Here is a 17,302-nt window from a genome sequence, read left to right as displayed (position 1 = left end):
GATAATCCATGGCAATCAACCGGGCGTCACACGGTAATGGCCGCCAGTTCACCGATTGCCGCCCCGTGTCGCAGTACGATGAGTGCGCGAACCTGATACTCGATCAGGTCGAGGCCTGGGTCGGCGCCCCGCTGCCCTCGCACAACCGGAGTCGCGGCATGAATATCGTCGTCTGGATCGTTTCCGGCCTACTGGCCGCGATGTTTCTCCTGGCCGGTTCGATGAAACTCGCCAAATCCAAAGAACAGCTCGTCGCTGACCCGAAAATGGGCTGGGCCGAGCCCTTTCCGGAAGGCCTGATCAAGTTCATCGGCGCGGCCGAAGTCGCCGGCGCAGTCGGCCTGATCCTGCCCGGCGTGTTCGACATCGCCACCTGGCTGGTGCCCGCGGCCGCCATCGGCCTCGCGGTGATCATGGCCGGCGCGGCCGTCACGCACGGGCGCCGCGGCGAATGGTCGAATGTCGTGATGACCGTGGTGCTGCTGGCATTGGCGGTGTTCGTCGCGGTGGAACGGATCGGCCCGCACGCGTTCTGACGTCGGTCCCAGTGGGCGGGACTGTACCGGTCAATTGTCCAATTCGCTGGTTGTCGTCGGCGCTCGGCAACTACGGTGCCGCGCATGTCTCGCACTCACCGCATCCTCGTAGCCGCGGCCCTGGCCGCTGTCCCCTTCGCCACGGCAGCGCCGGCCCCCGCGGCTCCGGTCGTGAACAAGGTCGTGGTCATCGGCATCGACGGCACCCTGTGGAGTGAGGTGTCGGCGGCCGATGCCCCCAACCTCGACCGCCTGGCCGCGCAGGGCACCCTGGCACGCACCTCCATCGCCCCGCACACCACCATGTCGTGCGTTTCGTGGGCAACGGCGCTGACCGGCGTATGGGATACCAAGCACGGAATTCAGGACAATGGATCCACCTGCAACGCAGGACCTTTCGCACAATATCCGACGGTGTTCACGCAGGTGGAGCGGGAGCGGCCGGCGCTGTCGACGGCCTCCATCGGGACCTGGGACAAGATCGGCATGATCGCGCGCACCGGCAGCCCGCAGGCCGACCGGGTGGCCGTCACGCAGATCGATCCCACCGGCGCGGGCGTCTGTGAGACCACCGCCGATTCCGAGGCCACCGCGCAGGTTGTCTCGGCCATCACCGAGCAGGGAACCGATCTGCTGTTCACGCACCTCGATCAGGTGGACATCGTCGGGCACACGCTGCGCGGAATCTGGCCGCAGGCCTATCGCGATGCCATCGGCCGCGTGGACAACCTGGTCGGGCAGATCACCGCTGCGGTGGACGCGCGGGCGGCGTCGCATTCGAACGAGCGGTGGACGATTCTGGTCACCACCGACCACGGACACAAGCCGGACGGGGGGCACGGCGGTCAGAGCGCCCACGAGACAGCCAGTTTCGTGCTCGCGCGGGGAGCGGGGTTCGCGGCGGGAACAGAGAACAACGGCTACACCCTCGCCGACATCACGCCGACCGTGCTGGATCTGCTCGATGTCTCGGCTCCCGCGAATCTCGACGGCGCGTCGATGTTGACGGGCGGTTCGGGCAACCCGGCACTACCCGCACCGAACACGCCGCCGGTCGACTCCGGGATCACCGGTTCGTCGTCCGGTTCGGCGCAGGCGGCGATGGTGGCGAATCCGTTGTGCATCCTGGGAAGTGGATCGGCGAGCGGTTCGTCCGAGCGATAGTCCCGGCCGCTCAGCGGGGTGCGATCCGGAACAGCCCGCTCATCGTGCCCTGATAGAGGGTGCGGTCAGGGGCGATGGTGCCGACCATCTGCAGGGTGTTGTGCACGGCGGTGGCCCCGATGACCTTCTCCGTGTCGACGCGTCCGGTAGCGGCGTCGATCACGGTGTAGCGGAAGGTATCGGTCAGCCCGGCGCTGCCGGTCGAAATGATGCTGTGGCGCGCGACGGTGTAGATCTTGCCGTCGGCCACCGACAGACGTGGAACCGCCGCGGACAGAACATCATTGGCCCACTTCACCTGACAGCCGGAACCGCTGACGTCTACGCGGACCATGCCCCCGGTGAACGAAGCATGCGCCGGGTCACTGTCGCCCGCCCCCTCCGGCACCGCGGGATACGGGTACCCGTAGGTGCTGGCGACGAAAAGGCTGTTGCCGGAACCGATCGGCGAGTTCTCGGTGCCCTTGACCGTCGGCACCGAGCACACCGGATTGCCGCCGGCAGTGTCGAACACGAGCAGATTTTCCTTCGGCACGGCATTGTCGGTGATCGCCACGTACTCGGTGCCGCTACCGGGGCCGAAGAAGGTGGGAGTGGCGCCGGTCCCCCAGGAGAGCTGACCGGGCTTGCGGGCCGGACCGCGGTCATAGGCCTGGCGCCACACGATGCGGGGACCGCCGGTGTCGTCGACATCCACCAGGTACAGCGCATGGGTGGTGGCGATCGAGACGCCCTCGGGTGCGGTGGAAATGCTGTTGGCGACCTTCTCCCCCGGGCCGAGCACGATCGAGCGGGCCGCGCCGGTCGCCGGATCAGAGTAACCCGCCGCCGCGTTGTCGGTGGCGAACCACACCCGGCCGTCGAAGTCGGGCATCACCGAACTCACGGCGTCGCAGCCGCTACCACCGCAATGGCCCGTGACGGCTTGCGCTATATCGGTTCTCGTCTCGATGAACAGCTTCCAGCCGTCGCCGTCCTTGCGGTGGCCGATCCGTAGCAGCTGACCGCTGCCGTCGACGGTGACCATGCGGTCGTCGCTGTCGAGAAAGGCGTACACACCACCGAGGAGGCTGCCCTTGGCCAAGTCGAGGGAGGCGAGGGGCTGCCCGCTACCGGGGTCGAGCAGGAACACCTTCGGGGCCCGGTCGATGATCTTGGTACACAGCGCCTGCGGAATCCCGTCCGCGCCTTGCAGAATGGTCGGACACGCAGCAGCGAGTTCGCGGAAGTCGCTGTCGACGCTTCCGGTTCCGGGACCCGCGAAAGGCGTGGCGTCGGAAGACTCGGCGTCCCCGTGCATCGTCGCGGTTCCCGGCGGGCCCAGGTGCGGATTCGCGGGCGGTAGCGAACCGAACTCCGCGGCGGCGGTTCCGGTGGTGACCATGAGCGATACGGTCAGACACAGCGCGGCGGTCGCGGCGATGCGACCCATTCTTGCGAACACGGGCGACTCCCTGATTCCTGCCATCGACGCGCTCGCTCGTCGGAGAGAACCCGCCTCGAAACAAATACTCGAACTCAGCCTTTCGAATATTCGTACAGCTCGCAGAGTAGGGGACCACAGTCGCGACGGCAAGGTCCCGTCGGCGACCTTCGGGCGCACCGGTCGGCGCCGATGATTCCGGGGTTGCGGGTACCTCGGCTCTGATCCGCGACCGCCGACTCGAGCGACGCCGGCACCGTGCGCACAACGTCATTCCACGATCTTGGTGAACACTCGATGCCATGGAACCCCTCGTGCCTGACGCTACCGACACCGAACCGATGCTGGTTACCACGCTCGATGCCTGGCGGTCGGGAGGTGATCAGCTGCCCGTCGACGACGACCGGACCGCCTGGGCAGCAGACGACGATTCGGCGCTCCTGGTTGCCGATGCGCTGCCGCCGACCGCACAGATCCTCGTCGTCACCCCGCGCGAGGCATCGCCGACCGCGGGACACCTGCCCGTCGGGAAGGTGCGGTGGGCCCGGCGCGGCCCGGCAGGCCGCCATACCGAACTGCTGCACCGGCCACCGACCGCGGAGACCCTCGACCTCCTGCCGCATCCCGAAGGCGGCTGGTTTCGCGAAACTTGGCGCAGTGCACATACTTTCGCGCCCACCGACTATCCGGGCCCACGCGCCGCGGCGACCGGAATCCTGTTCCTGCTCCCCGAACACGAACGGTCGATCTGGCATGCGGTGCGCTCCGACGAACTGTGGATGTGGCACCGAGGCGGACCACTGGAACTCGTGCTGGGCGGCGACGGCGACACTCCCACCACAACCGAATCCGTGATCCTCGGCCCAGCCATCGAATCGGGGCACCGCGTGCAGCAACTCGTACCGGCGGGCAATTGGCAGGCGGCCCGGCCGTGCGGTGGCGAGGAGGTACTGGTGAGCTGCGTCGTCGCGCCGGGCTTCGATTTCGAGGACTTCCGGAGCTGAACCCCCACTCGATCGCTGGAAATGGCGAGCTCGCGGTTCGCCATTCCACTGTTACCGGGTTGCTGATTGATTCCTCGGCGCGCAGGGAGCAGAGTTGCGTTACACAGCGCGACATCACCCCTCCTGAGCACACGCTGATCGGAGAATCATGGGACACCGGACGAGTTTCGCAGTGTTTGTCGCGACCGCGAGTTTGTTCGTTGCCACCGGCTGCGCGACATCGTCGGATTCCGGCAGCGATGCCACCAGCACATCGGCCGGCTCACAGGCCGAGCCCGCCTACGCCACCACCCTCAGGCCGGTGATCACCCAGCTCATGAAGGACAACGTCATTCCCGGTGCTGTCGTGGTCGTCAAATCGCCGAAGCAGGGGGATTGGACCGAGACATTCGGCACCCGGGTCATCGGGGCCGACGACCCCATGTCGGTGGACGACTACTTCCGCATCGCCAGCAACACCAAAACCATGACGTCGACGGTCATTCTGCAGTTGGTACAGGAGGGAAAACTCGCACTCGAGGACCCGATTGCCAAATACTGGCCCGATGTGCCGAACGGCGATGAGATCACCATCGCCCAGCTCTCCGAAATGCGAAGCGGGCTCTACAGTTACACGTTCGACCCACAGTTCAATGCCATGCTCGACAGTGACCCGAACAAGGTGTGGACGCCCGAGGAGTTGCTCGCTATCGCCTTCTCCCACCCGGTCAATTTCGCACCGGGAGAGAAATTCGATTACAGCAATACCAACATCATCCTGCTCGGCCTGGTCATCGAGAAGATCACGAAGATGTCGGCCGCCGAGAATTTCCAGCAGCGGATCTTCGGACCACTCGGCCTGAAGCACACCTCGCTGCCCGCGGCGGCGGACCACTCGATCCCCGATCCGCACCCGCAGGGGTACGCCTTCGGCACCAATGTCTCCACCATCGACACCTTCGCCCTGCCGCCCGAGCAGCAGGCCGCCGCGCTCGCGGGCACGCTGCAACCCAACAACGCGACCGACGAGAGCCCGTCGTGGACGTGGACCGCGGGTGCCGCGATCTCGACGGTCGGTGATGTGGCCACGTACGTGCGGGCACTCGTCGAGGGCGACCTGCTGGACGAGCAGATGCAGCGAGTGCGGATGGACAGCATCCAGCCGATCGATCCGGCCGCCCCCGATGTCGCCGGATACGGTCTCGGCATCGTCCGATTCGGGTTGCATCTGTTCGGGCACGACGGTCAGATTCCGGGGTACATGACCTTCATGGGCCATGACCCGGAGTCCGACCTCACGATCGTGGTCGCCACGAACCTCGCGACGGTGCCGTCGGGCGAAGGGTCGGCACTGGTGCTGGTCAAGGGCATGCTGCCGACCTTCTACGGGAGCGAGGCGGTGCCGGGCAGCCCGGCCGCGACGAACACCGGCGCGACGACCGCGCCCACCAGCCCTGCTCCACCGACCACCACCGGCCGGTGACGCGGGCCGGCCACCCGAACGGATGTCCGCTTCACACGATGACGCCCGGCTGATCCGATGTTCGCATGTGGTGAGGTGATCCTTGCTTTACTGCTCGAAGGAGATATCGGAGTCTACGGAGGTGTCATCGACGGTGCCCGCTCGACGATTCGCCCGACAATGGGCCGCGCACCTGGCTGCGGTGACCACTCCGGTACGCGGCGAAGACGACCTCGTCGACGTCCTCGAAGATCTCCTGGACCGGGTGCTGATCGCGCTGGCCAACCCCGCTTGGGATCCCACCATCGGCGAGAACCTCGGGATCGCCGTCGCCGATCTCGGTTTCCGCTCCCCCGCTGTCATCGACGCCTCGCTGCCGACCCTGCGTGAGGTCTGCCGGCACGCCGGAACGACACCCGAGGTTCTGACGAGCCTGGCCTCGCGATTCGGCTTCGGCGTCGGGCGCAGTCTCACCTCCGAGTCGGTGACCCCGCATGCCGCCGACGGCTTCGAGATCGCGTTTCGCCACGCGTCGGTGGCGATGTCCATCGGCGACGCCCGAGGCCGCATCATCGACGCCAATCCGGCTTTCGAACGCCTGGTGGGGTACCCGCTCGACCAGCTGCGGGGACTCGACGGCTTCGACCTGGCCGGCGACACCGCCGACGTCGAGCGCCGGCGCATTTTCGACGAACTCGCCGGCAACGACTCGGACGCCGTGCGGTTCGAAAGCGAACAGCCTCGCCCGGACGGGACCACGAGGTGGGTCGGCTGGACGATTACCCAGTGCGTCTCGGCCGACGGCGAACGGGCTTATCTGCTCGGCTTCGGCCAGGACCTCACCGAGCAGCACACCGCCGCGCAACGGCTGCACTGGCAGGCCCACCACGACCCGCTCACCGGCCTGACCAACCGGCGTGGCCTGCACACCGAGCTGCACTCGCTCGTCGGCGACGCCCACCCCGGCCAGTGCGCGGCGGTGTGCGCACTCGACGTCGACGGGTTCAAAGCGGTCAACGACACCTACGGACATGCCGTGGGCGATCAGATCCTCGTCGAGCTCGCCGAACGCCTGCGGCGATGCTTGAGCACCGATCAGGAGCTGCTGGCTCGCCTCGGCGGGGATGAGTTCATCGTCGTGCTCCCCCCGTCCGCGGTCGATCGAGCGCGCAAGACCATCGATCTGCTCCACGCCGCGGTGGTCGATCCGTTCGCCCTGCCCGACGGACCGATATCGGTCTCGGTCAGCATCGGCGCGGTCGTGACGCCCTTGACCGGCAGACGCGTTCCCGAACTGCTCGCCGAGGCCGATGACTGCCTCTACCAGGCCAAAGCGCTGGGCAAGAATCGATGGATCCTGCGCACCGACGCGCAATCCGGTACCGACTCGACCGATTCGCGGGGCAGGCCCGAGATACCCCGCTGAGATTCCATCAGCTCCCGCGCGCGCGGCGAGTCAGAGGGCGATTCCGTCGAACATCAGCCGCTGTATCGCGATACTGAGCTCTCGTTGCTGTTCGGGCGGCCCACTGCCGTCCGTGATGGCCCGTTCCCCGGCGTCCCTGGCGCAGGCGATGACCCCGGCCAGGAGCATGCCCATCACAGCCTGCGCCGTGTGGTCGACATCGAGATCGGCGCGCAGGTACCCGCGTTCGATCCCGTGTTCGAGATAGCCGGCCGTGAGCGCGTTGGCCGAGTCGAGCACGCTGAACATTCGTTTGTTCAATTCGGCGTCGACACCGACCGTCCCGGTGAACAGGAACCGGGGAATGCGCGGGTCGGAGTACAGGATGTCGGTCAGTCCGTCGGCGATGCGGCCGACCTGGGCGCGGTAGTCGTCGAGGGTTTCCGCGGCGGCGGGGGCGTTGTCGGTCGCCAAGGCTTCCAGCACGCGACCGAACAGGTCGTCCACGACGTGGTCGATGATGTCGCGCTTGTTCTGGAAATACCGGTAGAAGGTGCCGTGGCCGATCCCCAGTCGCGCGGCGATGTCGGCGATCGAGGTGTCGTGGTAGCCGCTCGTCGCGAAGCAGTCGAAGGCGGCGTCGATGATGTCGCGGCGTGTTTCCTCGCGCATGCGTTCCGCTCGCTGAGCGCGTCTGTCTCCGAGTGCCTCTGGTCCGACCACGCCTGTGATGATAGCCTCTGTCAAAGTTGAGTGACACTTCATTCCGTAGTTAGAATGACATGTCAGTCCATGCGTGTGGAGACAGAACAAAGGAGTTCGTCATGCGTGACCCGAAGATCGTCATCATCGGCGCCGGCGTCGCCGGGATCACCGCCGGCGTGATCTTCAAGCAGGCCGGCTTCGAGAACTTCGTGATCGTGGAGAAGGGCTCCGATGTCGGCGGGGTCTGGCATTGGAACCGCTACCCCGGACTGACCTGCGATGTTCCGTCGCAGATTTATCAGTTCGGCTTCGCACCCAAGCCCGACTGGTCACAGATCTGGGCCACCGGTGACGAGATCCAGCGCTACCACCGCGATGTGGTCGAGCAGTTCGGTCTGACCGATCATCTCGCGCTGAACAGTGAGGTCACCGAGGCCGTTCACGGCGCCGACGGGTGGACCGTCACCCTCGCGGGCGGCCGAGAGATCAAGGCGGACTTCGTCATCGCCGCCACCGGCGTGCTGCACCACCCCTTCACCCCCGATATCGCGGGAATCGACCGGTTCACCGGTGCGGTGGTCCATACCGCCCGCTGGGACGACGCGATCGAGACCGTCGGCAAGCGCATCGCGGTGATCGGCAGCGGGTCCACCGGCGTTCAGGTGGTCTCCGCGCTGCAACCGCGAGCCGCGAAGTTGACCCAGTTCGCCCGCACCCCCCAGTGGGTGCTCTGGGCTCCGATGGGTCTGCCCCAGCCGCGGCTGCTGGCCAGGCTGCTCGCCGCCGCGCCCGCCGCGCACCAGCGCCTCTACTCCACGCTGTTGTGGAGCTCGGGCATCCTCGCCGATATCGCGTTGAAACCGACGTGGCGGCGCCGCGCCGCGCAGCAGCTCGCCCGGTGGTCGCTGACCACCCAGGTGCGCGATCGGCGGCTACGAGCGGCGCTGACTCCCGATTACGAGCCGTTCTGCAAACGGCAGGTCCTCTCCGGCACCTATCACCGCGCGATCGGCGCCCACAACGCGGCGTTGGTGAGCGACGCGATCAGCGAGATCACCGCGACCGGGATCCGCACCGCCGACGGCACCCACCACGACCTCGACGTGATCGTCTTCGCGACCGGCTTCCACCCCCACAACTACATGCGCCCGATGAATCTGCGCGGCCGCGACGGCCTGAGCATCGACGAGGCCTGGGCGAAGGGGCCACGCGCCTACCGGATGACCGCGATCCCCGGTTTCCCGAACTTGTTCACCGTGCTCGGCCCGAACTCGCCCACCGGGTCGATCTCGCTGCAGTACTCCGCGGAACTGACTGCCCGCTACATCACGCGGTGGCTGAAACGCTTCCGCGACAACGAGTTCGACACCGTGGAGGTGACCGAGGAGGCCACCGTCCGGTTCAACGACTCGGTCGCCGACGCCATGGGCCCGACCGTGTGGAACACCGGTTGCAACTCCTGGTACTTCACCGAGGAAAACACCATCGACCTGTGGCCTTTCGACCGCAAGACGATGGACACCCTGCTCACCGAACCCGACGACCGCGACTACCTGATCACTCACCAGGATGGAACTCTGTCATGACGACACGACACGTCGATGTACTGATCATCGGCGCCGGCCTCTCCGGCATCGGCACTGCCTGTCAGCTCGTTCGCGAGCAGACCGGCCGTAGCTTCGCGATCATCGAACGTCGCGACAACGTCGGCGGCACCTGGGATCTGTTCAAGTATCCGGGCATCCGGTCCGACTCGGACATGCTGACCTTCGGTTTCGGGTTCCGCCCGTGGATCGGCACCAAGATCCTGGCCGACGGGCCGAGCATCCGGAACTACATCGAGGACACCGCCCGCGAATACGGCGTCCTCGATCACATCCACTTCGGCCGCAGGGGAATTCGCGCCTCCTTCGACAGCACCACCGGACTGTGGACGGGCGAAGTCCTCGACGAGCGCACTGGCGAGATCGAGACCTGGTCGGCGAATTTCCTCGTCGGCGCCACCGGCTACTACGACTACGACAGGGGATATCAGCCGACGTTCCCCGGCGCCGGGGACTTCACCGGCCAGGTCGTGCACCCGCAGCATTGGCCCGAGGACCTCGATTACCAGGGCAAGAAGGTCGTGGTGATCGGTTCGGGCGCCACCGCGATCACGCTGATCCCCGCGATGGCCGACGCCGTCGAGCACATCACCATGCTGCAGCGCTCGCCCACCTACATCCAGACGCTGCCCTCGAATGATCCCGTCGCGATCACGATGCGCAAAGCGCGTGTGCCGGAGAAGATCGCTTATCGGATCGGCCGTGCCCGTAATATCGCCTTGCAGCGCGCCAGTTTCCAGCTCTCGCGCACCAATCCCGAGCTGGCCAAGAAGGTGTTCTTGAACCAGGTCAGACTGCAAGTGGGCGACAAGATCGACATGCGGCACTTCACGCCCGGTTACAACCCGTGGGATCAGCGTCTGTGCGTGGTGCCCAACGGTGACCTGTTCAAGGCGCTGAAAAGCGGCAAGGCCGACATCGTCACCGACCGCATCGCGAAGTTCACCGAGAAGGGCGTGCTGACCGAGTCGGGCCAGGAGCTCGAGGCCGACATCATCGTCACCGCCACGGGTCTGAACGTACAGATCGTCGGCGGCGCCGAACTCGTGGTCGACGGTGTCCCGGTGGACCCGCGCGGTTCGGTGCTCTACAAGGGTGTCCTGATCTCCGGAGTCCCCAATGCCATGATCATCCTCGGCTACACCAACGCGTCATGGACGCTCAAGGCCGACCTCGCCGCCACCTATTTCTGCCGGGTCCTCAACGCCATGCGCGACGGCGGATACTCCCGATTCTCGGTGCGGGCGGGTGCCGACGACATCGCCGAAGAGTCCGTGATGGGTGGTGATTTGACCTCCGGCTACATCAAGCGCGGCGACGGTGTCATGCCGCGACAGGGGCGGCGCTCCCCCTGGAAGGTGGTCAACAACTACTACCGCGATCGCGCCCTACTCGGCAAAGGCGAACTCCTCGACGGCGTACTGACGTTCGACCGTGTCGCCGCGCCCACGTCGCGGGGTTGATCCGATGATGTCGTGCCGGCGCACACAGTTCTATCAGCCCCTCCCGGAATCGACCGTCGGCAGCGCGGCCGCCGGGGAAATCCTGCGAATCAGATCGATGACCGCACGGATCGCCCCGGGAATCACGGTGCGGGCCGACGCGTATCGCGTGTTGTACCGTTCCACCGACCTTGCCGGAAAGCCGATCACGGTCTCGGGAGCAATTCTGATTCCCCGCGATATCTCGGGACCGCTGCCACTGGTCGGGTTCGCTCCGGGCACCCAGGGAATGGCGCGTTCGGCAGCGGTGTCGCGGCTGCTCGAGCGCGGGCTGGAATACGAAGGAGTGTTCATCGCCGCCGCGTTGGCCCGCGGCTGGGCGGTGGCGGTCACGGACTACCCCGGGCTGGGAACCGAGGGAACCCATCCCTATGTGATCGGTCCGGCCAACAGCCGCGCGTTGCTCGACGTCATGCGTGCCGCGCGGTATCTGCTCACCACCCGATCCGCGCAGATCAGCCAGTACGGGATCTACGGCTACTCCGAGGGCGGGAACACCGCCGCCTGGGCCGCGCAGATCCAGTCGCTCTACGCTCCAGATCTGCCGTTGGCCGGTGTCGCCATCGGCGCGCCACCGGCCGACCTCGCCGAAATGGGTGCGAGCCTCGATCGCACCGCGGGCTTGTTCTTGCTGATGTACTCGGCGTTGGGACTGGAAGCCAGTTTCGACAACCTGAATCTGCGCCGAAATCTCAACGCCGCGGGCAAGTTGACGCTGCCGGTGATTCGTCGACTGCATCCGCTGGCGCTCGCCGCGGTCGGGTTCGTCATCCCGAAGTCGCGGACCGTCTATCTGAGCACCGACCCGTTCGAGGATCCGGTGTGGATCGAGCGAATGCGTGAGGTCAGCCTCGGGTACCTACCGCCGACAGCGCCGGTGCTCGTCGGGCACGGCCCCCGCGACCGGGTGGTCCCCTACCGCCAGACCGAGCTGCTCACCCAGCGGTGGCGCGAACTCGGCGTCGAGGTCAGCGAACATCGGATCCGATTCGGTGGCCATTTCACCGCGGCACCGCAATTCGCCCGGGCCGGCTTCGCTTTCCTCGCCGACCGCTTCGCCGAGCAAGACCGGACAGCGACCCCGACCGCCTCCTGAGCGATGCCGCCGGAGTTCGTCCGACGTTGCGCCGCGCAGTACAGCCGGTGCCGACCCCGACGATGAAGAGCTGATGAGGACAGCAGGGCCATCCTGCGACCGACACGCCGTCCACAGTCGAGCCGGAGGCAGCAGTGACGTCACATCACTTCACCACCCAGATCGAACTCGGCGGAAAGACCGCTACCGGATTCCGGGTACCCGCCGACGTCGTCGAAGCGCTCGGCGGCGGGAAACGGCCGAGGGTCGTCGTGACCATCGGGCCCCACACGTTCCGAAGCACGGTGGCCGTGTACGGCGGTGAGTTCATGGTGCCCCTCAACGCGTCGAACCGCGAAGCCGCGGGTGTCAGCGCCGGAGACACCGCGGAGGTCACCGTCGAACTCGATCGCGAGGACCGCACCGTCGAGGTTCCCGACGATCTCGCACAGGCATTGGAGCAACGTCCCGGCTCGACAGCGGCATTCGCCGCGCTGTCCTACAGCAAGCAGCGCGAACGCGTGCAGTCCGTCACCGAGGCCAAGCGTGCCGGCACCCGCGCCACCCGGATCGCCAAGATCGTCACCGAGCTCACCGGCGACGCCAAGATGTAACGAATTCAGTTCTGGCACCACGGAAACGCGGTGCCGGATGACCCCGATAGACCGCGGACCCGTTCCGCTGCAACAGAATCCGCCAGCATCCTCGGCCCTGTGGCCGTTCGTCCCGATACCCCCGTCGCCCCGGTTCCCGCCGCCTGACGCCACGCCTGCCACAGCGCGTTCATCTCGTCCTCCATCGTGTGCGCCGCCTCGCCCAGCACCCGGGCCTGCGCACCGGCTCCGGCGAGAGCGGTCGCGAGGATCGTCCTAAGGGAAGGTTAGGAACCGCCCGTGCCGCTTCCTTTCGGCATGTGAGCGCCGACACAGTGGTCTCCGACGGCGCAATGCCGCGCCGATAGAGGAGGGTCCAAGGTGACAACGACACAGGCCGGTGGTGAACGGCGAGTCGTGGCCAACGTGCTGCGCGGCTCGATCGGCAACCTCGTCGAGTGGTACGACTGGTACGTCTACGCCGCGTTCAGCGTGTACTTCGCGAAGGCGTTCTTCCCCGACGGCGACCCCACGGCGCAACTGCTGTCGACGGCGGCGGTGTTCGCGGTCGGGTTCATCATGCGCCCGATCGGCGGCTGGGCGCTCGGGCGCTACGCCGACCGGTTCGGCCGACGCGCCGCCCTCACCCTGTCGGTGACGGTGATGGCCGCGGGTTCGCTGATGATCGCGGTGACGCCCGGATTCCAGACCATCGGCATCGCGGCGCCGGTCTTGCTGCTCATGGCGCGACTGCTGCAAGGACTGTCGGTCGGCGGCGAATACGCCACCAGCGCAACGTATCTGTCCGAGGTCGCCTCCCCGGGCCGGCGCGGGTTCTACTCGAGCTTCCAGTACGTGACACTGGTCGCGGGCCAGCTGGTCGCGCTGGGCGTGCAGATCATCCTGCAGCAGATGCTCTCGTCCGAGCAGATGTACAGCTGGGGCTGGCGCATCCCGTTCCTGATCGGTTCCGGTGGCGCGATCGTGGTGATGCTGCTGCGACGTGGCATGGACGAGTCCGACTCGTTCAAGGCCATGGAGAAGACGTCCGAGTCCGGCGAGGCGGCCGCGAGCAGCTCGCGCGGTTCGCTGCGGGTCCTGCTGCAGTACCCCCGCGAGTGCCTGCTGGTAGTCGGCCTGACACTGGGCGGCACGGTGGCGTTCTACACCTACACGACCTATATGCAGAAGTTCATGATCAATACCTCGGGCATCTCCAAGGACACCGTGGCCTGGATCAACTTCGTCGCGCTACTGGTCTTCGTGGTGCTCCAGCCGATCGCGGGCGGTCTGTCCGACCGGATCGGCCGCCGCAAACTGCTCATCTTCTTCGGAATCGCCGGCACCGTGCTGACGGTGCCGATCATGACGGCGCTCGCGCACACCTCCAACGCACTCGCGGCCTTCGGCCTGATGATGACCGCGCTGGTGATCGTCACCGGCTACACCTCGATCAACTCGATCGTGAAGGCCGAGCTGTTCCCCACCAAGATCCGCGCGCTCGGCGTCGGGCTGCCGTACGCGCTGACCGTCGCGATCTTCGGTGGTACCGCCGAGATGATCGCGCTGGCGTTGAAGAAGGCCGGCCTCGAGTCGCTCTACTTCTTCTACGTCGCCGGATGTATCGCGATCTCGCTGATCACCTACTACTTCATGCGGGAGACGTCGGCCGAGTCGACCATCGACGCCGACGACGTCGTCGATGCCGATGCGGTCGAGGCGGAACGGGCGATGGCCGCCGTGCGTGGCTGACCGTCCGGAACACGCGCCGGTCCTGCCGCTATGGGAGGATCGGCGCGTGCGGCTTGCGGTGGTCGAGGACGACGACGGAGTGGGCGACGCCCTGGTAGAGGCACTCACCGCGCGCGGCTACCGGGCCGAGCGCATGCGCCGTGGCGCCGACCTGCTCATCGCCCACCGCGACTTCGACGCCGTGCTCCTCGACCTCGGGCTGCCCGATGCCGACGGGTTGCAGGTCCTGCGTCAGCTGCGTGAGGTCAGCACGATCCCGGTGTTGATCCTGACCGCCCGCAGCGACGAACGCTCCATCGTGCGCGGCTTGCGCGGCGGAGCGGACGACTATGTGGTCAAGCCCCCGCGGATCGCCGAGCTGATGGCGCGGCTCGAGACCGTCCTGCGCCGGGCCGCGGCCGTCGCCACGCGGGCCAGGACCGAAGTCGTCACCGGTGATGTCCGAGTGGATCTGCGTGCGCGGGTCGTCGAGGTGGCCGGTGCTCCGATCGCGCTCACCCAGAAGGAATTCGAGCTCGTCGAGGTCCTGGTGGAACGGCCGGGCGCCGCGGTGAGCAGGCAGCAGCTGATGGACCGCATCTGGGGCGATGCGTTCGTCGCGGTCTCGCGCTCGCTCGATGTCCACATGACCGGGCTGCGCGCCAAACTGAACCGGCCCGGGCTGATCACCACCATTCGTGGCTACGGGTATCGGTGGGGCGAGTGAGTGCCCGAGGACCGGCATGCGCCGCAGACTGCTGATCGCGCTCACCGTCTTCGCGGCGCTCGCGGTGCTGGCCTTCGCGATTCCGCTGTCGCTGACCGCCGCCACCAGCCGAACCCAGGAGCTGGTGCTCGGCCGGTCCGGTGACGCCGACCGCTTCGCGACCCTCGCCGACGCGGCGGGGTCGGCCGGCGGGGTGCGGGCACTCGCCGACGAGGTCGGCCGCTATCACGAGCTGTACGGGGAGAACGTGCTGGTCGTGGATGCTCGCGGGGCACCGATCGTCAACGCCGGGGTCGAGGTGAGCGATCCGCGGATCCGGGCCGCGGTGGCCGCGGCTCGCCGCAACCAGCGACCGCAGCAGGTGGATCGGCTGACGCCGTGGAGCGCTCCGGTCATGCTCATCGCCCGGCCCGTCGGCACCGGCGTGCAGGTCAACGGTGCCGTCGTGATCGAGGCGTCGACCGCCGCGGCGCGCGCGACGATCGCCCGGGTGTGGGCGGTGATCGCGGTGGGCGCGCTCGGCGCGATGGTGGTCTTCGTGCTGTTGGCACTGGTCCTGAGCCGATGGGTGCTGCGCCCGCTGGCCGCGATGTCGGACGCGGTCGCCGAACTCACCGCGACACTGCCGAAACCACGCGGTCGCGCCCCGATCACCAGAAATTACGGTGGCCCACCGGAGGTCCGTGACCTCGCCGAATCCGTCGACGCCATGGCCACCGCCGTCGCCGATTCCGCCGACGCGCAACACCAGCTCGTCGCCGATACCGCGCATGCCATGCGAAACCCGCTCGCCGCGTTGATGATTCGTCTCGACTCGCTGGAGTACGCGGTCCCTGGCCAGGCGTCGGCGACTTTCCGCGGTGCGACCGCGGAAGTGGAACGGCTGACCGCGCTTCTCGACGATCTGCTGGAGCTGGCCGTGGCGCAAGCACCCGCGTCCTTCGGCACCGCGGCATCCACCGACGAGCGATGCGATCCGGCACAGGTCGTGGCCGACCGAATCGACGCATGGGGGTCGGCGTTCGACGACGCGGGGATGCGGTTGAGCACGGCACGCCGACCCGGCGGATCGGTCAGCGCTGCGCCGCCGGACGGCGGTGAGGATTCCGGCAGCCACAGCGCGGCGGCGATCAGCTCGGCGGCCCTGGCCCAGATTCTCGATGTGGCACTGAGCAATTCGTGCCGGTACGCGGGATCCGGCGCGCACACAGTCGTCGGGGTGAGCGACGAACCGGGCTGGGTGAGGGTCCAGGTCGCCGACGACGGGCCGGGCGTCGCGCCGGACGAACTCGACAAACTCACGGCGCGATTCTTCCGCGGTTCCGCCGCGGCCGCGGGCGGAACGGGGCTGGGCCTGTCGATCGCGCAGGCACTGGCCACGGCGTGGGGCGCGAGCTTGACGGTCGAGGCGGTGCGCCCGCACGGGCTCGCCGTGACGGTTCGGATACCCGCGGTGGCGCGATGAGTGGTGGATCGCCGATGTCACGTCGCCGGATGCTGGCCTTGGCCGCACTCGTGTCGGCGGGCGTGGCCGGGTGCGGCACGAACGACCGAACAACGGTGCGGCTGGCCTCGGGCGAGGACGGGGGCTTCTACTACGCGTTCGCGCGACTGCTGGCCGCCGCGGCCGCTGACGACACCGACACCCTCCGCATCGAACCGGTGGAAACCGCTGGGTCGCAACAGAATCTGCGGATGGTCGCCGACGGCGACGTCGACACCGCACTGGCGCTGGCGGATTCGGCGAGCGATTTCGGCGGCCGTGTGCTGGCGCTCGGTCGCGTCTACGAGAACTATCTCCAGCTGGCGGTCCGTACCGGCGATCCGATCAACGAGGCCGCCGACCTGCGTGGACGCCGGGTCAATCTCGGCGCCGCGGGCTCGGGCGCCGCGGTCACCGGTCAGCGACTGCTGACAACGGCCGGGCTGGATCCGAGCGTCGACGTCGTGGTCGAGCATCGACCGCTGCGCGAGGCCGCGCAACGATTGACCGACGGCGCCATCGACGCGTTGCTGTGGGCCGGTGGCGTGCCCACCGCGGCACTCGCCGTGCCCGATCCCCTGCGGCTGATCGACCTCGGCGCCCTCGCCGCTCCCCTGCGAGAACGATACGGCCCTGTCTACGACCGGGTCGCTATTCCCGCCGATGCCTATCCGGGCAGCCCGGCGATACACACGATCGGCGTCGCCAACCTTCTCCTCGCCGCCGCGACCCTGCCCGACGAGACAGCGGCCGCCATCGTCGACCTGCTGGTCCGCCACGCGGACGCGCTCGTCCCCGCCGAGGCCGCGGGCACACAGTTCCTCGACGGCCGCTTCCTGATCGGCACCGGGACCGTCCCGCTGCACCCCGGCGCCGCCGAGGTGTACCGCCGCTGGCACGGCTGAATCC

The 17,302-nt window shown here is 67.4% G+C and carries 15 protein-coding genes; 13 read left to right on the top strand and 2 right to left on the bottom strand.

The genetic code is table 11. The annotated features are described in order from the left end of the window. Positions 1 to 8: 8 nt before the first annotated feature. Together ACWF99_RS11105 and ACWF99_RS11100 are read left to right on the top strand one after the other, a co-directional pair. Positions 9 to 536 (top strand): DoxX family protein, encoded by a 528-nt coding sequence (locus ACWF99_RS11105; protein ID WP_452535729.1) that lies wholly within the window; start codon positions 9 to 11, stop codon positions 534 to 536. 84 nt (positions 537 to 620) lie between these two features. Then, positions 621 to 1,700: an alkaline phosphatase family protein gene (locus ACWF99_RS11100; protein ID WP_452535728.1), complete on the top strand. Its 1,080-nt coding sequence runs from the start codon at positions 621 to 623 to the stop codon at positions 1,698 to 1,700. Between the two features lie 10 nt (positions 1,701 to 1,710). On the opposite strand, the gene ACWF99_RS11095 is transcribed toward ACWF99_RS11100, so the two are convergent. After that, the gene (locus ACWF99_RS11095) at positions 1,711 to 3,132 is read right to left on the bottom strand and encodes a hypothetical protein (RefSeq protein ID WP_452535967.1); all 1,422 of its coding nucleotides are present in this window, start codon (positions 3,130 to 3,132) and stop codon (positions 1,711 to 1,713) included. A 566-nt stretch (positions 3,133 to 3,698) separates the two neighbouring features. Here ACWF99_RS11095 and ACWF99_RS11090 point away from each other — a divergent pair. The 3 genes from ACWF99_RS11090 (at position 3,699) to ACWF99_RS11080 (ending at position 6,994) form a co-directional block, all read left to right on the top strand. After that, positions 3,699 to 4,127 (top strand): cupin domain-containing protein, encoded by a 429-nt coding sequence (locus tag ACWF99_RS11090; protein ID WP_452535966.1) that lies wholly within the window; start codon positions 3,699 to 3,701, stop codon positions 4,125 to 4,127. 172 nt (positions 4,128 to 4,299) lie between these two features. Further along, entirely contained in the window at positions 4,300 to 5,589 is a 1,290-nt protein-coding gene (locus tag ACWF99_RS11085; RefSeq protein ID WP_452535727.1) for a serine hydrolase domain-containing protein, read from the top strand. A gap of 133 nt (positions 5,590 to 5,722) precedes the next feature. Next, a complete protein-coding gene (locus tag ACWF99_RS11080; protein WP_452535726.1) occupies positions 5,723 to 6,994 on the top strand; it encodes a diguanylate cyclase domain-containing protein in 1,272 nt (423 codons plus the stop codon). A 30-nt stretch (positions 6,995 to 7,024) separates the two neighbouring features. Here ACWF99_RS11080 and ACWF99_RS11075 read toward each other — a convergent pair whose 3' ends face one another. Next, the gene (locus tag ACWF99_RS11075) at positions 7,025 to 7,645 is read right to left on the bottom strand and encodes a TetR/AcrR family transcriptional regulator (RefSeq protein ID WP_378627775.1); all 621 of its coding nucleotides are present in this window, start codon (positions 7,643 to 7,645) and stop codon (positions 7,025 to 7,027) included. Between the two features lie 152 nt (positions 7,646 to 7,797). On the opposite strand from ACWF99_RS11075, the gene ACWF99_RS11070 reads away from it, so the two are divergent. The 8 genes from ACWF99_RS11070 (at position 7,798) to ACWF99_RS11035 (ending at position 17,298) form a co-directional block, all read left to right on the top strand. After that, positions 7,798 to 9,264, top strand: a complete 1,467-nt coding sequence (locus tag ACWF99_RS11070; RefSeq protein WP_452535725.1) for a flavin-containing monooxygenase — start codon at positions 7,798 to 7,800, stop codon at positions 9,262 to 9,264. Then, on the top strand, positions 9,261 to 10,745 hold the full coding sequence (locus tag ACWF99_RS11065) for a flavin-containing monooxygenase (RefSeq protein ID WP_378627771.1): 1,485 nt from the start codon (positions 9,261 to 9,263) through the stop codon (positions 10,743 to 10,745). Before ACWF99_RS11070 ends, ACWF99_RS11065 begins: the two co-directional genes overlap by 4 nt. A 97-nt stretch (positions 10,746 to 10,842) precedes the next feature. After that, complete coding sequence (locus ACWF99_RS11060) at positions 10,843 to 11,880, top strand: lipase family protein (protein WP_452535724.1); 1,038 nt, start codon at positions 10,843 to 10,845, stop codon at positions 11,878 to 11,880. Between the two features lie 134 nt (positions 11,881 to 12,014). After that, positions 12,015 to 12,473 (top strand): DUF1905 domain-containing protein, encoded by a 459-nt coding sequence (locus ACWF99_RS11055; protein WP_452535723.1) that lies wholly within the window; start codon positions 12,015 to 12,017, stop codon positions 12,471 to 12,473. A gap of 360 nt (positions 12,474 to 12,833) precedes the next feature. After that, positions 12,834 to 14,204 (top strand): MFS transporter, encoded by a 1,371-nt coding sequence (locus ACWF99_RS11050; protein WP_452535722.1) that lies wholly within the window; start codon positions 12,834 to 12,836, stop codon positions 14,202 to 14,204. 46 nt (positions 14,205 to 14,250) lie between these two features. After that, a complete protein-coding gene (locus ACWF99_RS11045; protein ID WP_452535721.1) occupies positions 14,251 to 14,910 on the top strand; it encodes a response regulator transcription factor in 660 nt (219 codons plus the stop codon). A gap of 16 nt (positions 14,911 to 14,926) precedes the next feature. Further along, positions 14,927 to 16,375: a sensor histidine kinase gene (locus tag ACWF99_RS11040; protein ID WP_452535720.1), complete on the top strand. Its 1,449-nt coding sequence runs from the start codon at positions 14,927 to 14,929 to the stop codon at positions 16,373 to 16,375. Further along, positions 16,372 to 17,298, top strand: coding sequence for a TAXI family TRAP transporter solute-binding subunit (locus tag ACWF99_RS11035; protein WP_452535719.1), 927 nt, complete (start codon positions 16,372 to 16,374; stop codon positions 17,296 to 17,298). Before ACWF99_RS11040 ends, ACWF99_RS11035 begins: the two co-directional genes overlap by 4 nt. The last annotated feature ends 4 nt before the right edge of the window (positions 17,299 to 17,302 follow it).

This window comes from Nocardia sp. NPDC055002 (assembly GCF_053608825.1).
The sequence above is the reverse complement of the archived record's forward strand: the minus strand, read 5'-3'. Positions and strand labels throughout refer to the sequence as shown.

Bases quoted from the DNA above. Each gene is read 5' to 3' on its own strand.
- ACWF99_RS11060 (WP_452535724.1), top strand. From the start codon at position 10,843: ATGACCGCACGGATCGCCCCGGGAATCACGGTGCGGGCCGACGCGTAT.
- ACWF99_RS11100 (WP_452535728.1), top strand. From the start codon at position 621: ATGTCTCGCACTCACCGCATCCTCGTAGCCGCGGCCCTGGCCGCTGTC.
- ACWF99_RS11075 (WP_378627775.1), bottom strand. From the start codon at position 7,645: ATGCGCGAGGAAACACGCCGCGACATCATCGACGCCGCCTTCGACTGC.
- ACWF99_RS11065 (WP_378627771.1), top strand. From the start codon at position 9,261: ATGACGACACGACACGTCGATGTACTGATCATCGGCGCCGGCCTCTCC.
- ACWF99_RS11035 (WP_452535719.1), top strand. From the start codon at position 16,372: ATGAGTGGTGGATCGCCGATGTCACGTCGCCGGATGCTGGCCTTGGCC.
- ACWF99_RS11105 (WP_452535729.1), top strand. From the start codon at position 9: ATGGCAATCAACCGGGCGTCACACGGTAATGGCCGCCAGTTCACCGAT.
- ACWF99_RS11070 (WP_452535725.1), top strand. From the start codon at position 7,798: ATGCGTGACCCGAAGATCGTCATCATCGGCGCCGGCGTCGCCGGGATC.
- ACWF99_RS11040 (WP_452535720.1), top strand. From the start codon at position 14,927: ATGCGCCGCAGACTGCTGATCGCGCTCACCGTCTTCGCGGCGCTCGCG.
- ACWF99_RS11095 (WP_452535967.1), bottom strand. From the start codon at position 3,132: ATGGGTCGCATCGCCGCGACCGCCGCGCTGTGTCTGACCGTATCGCTC.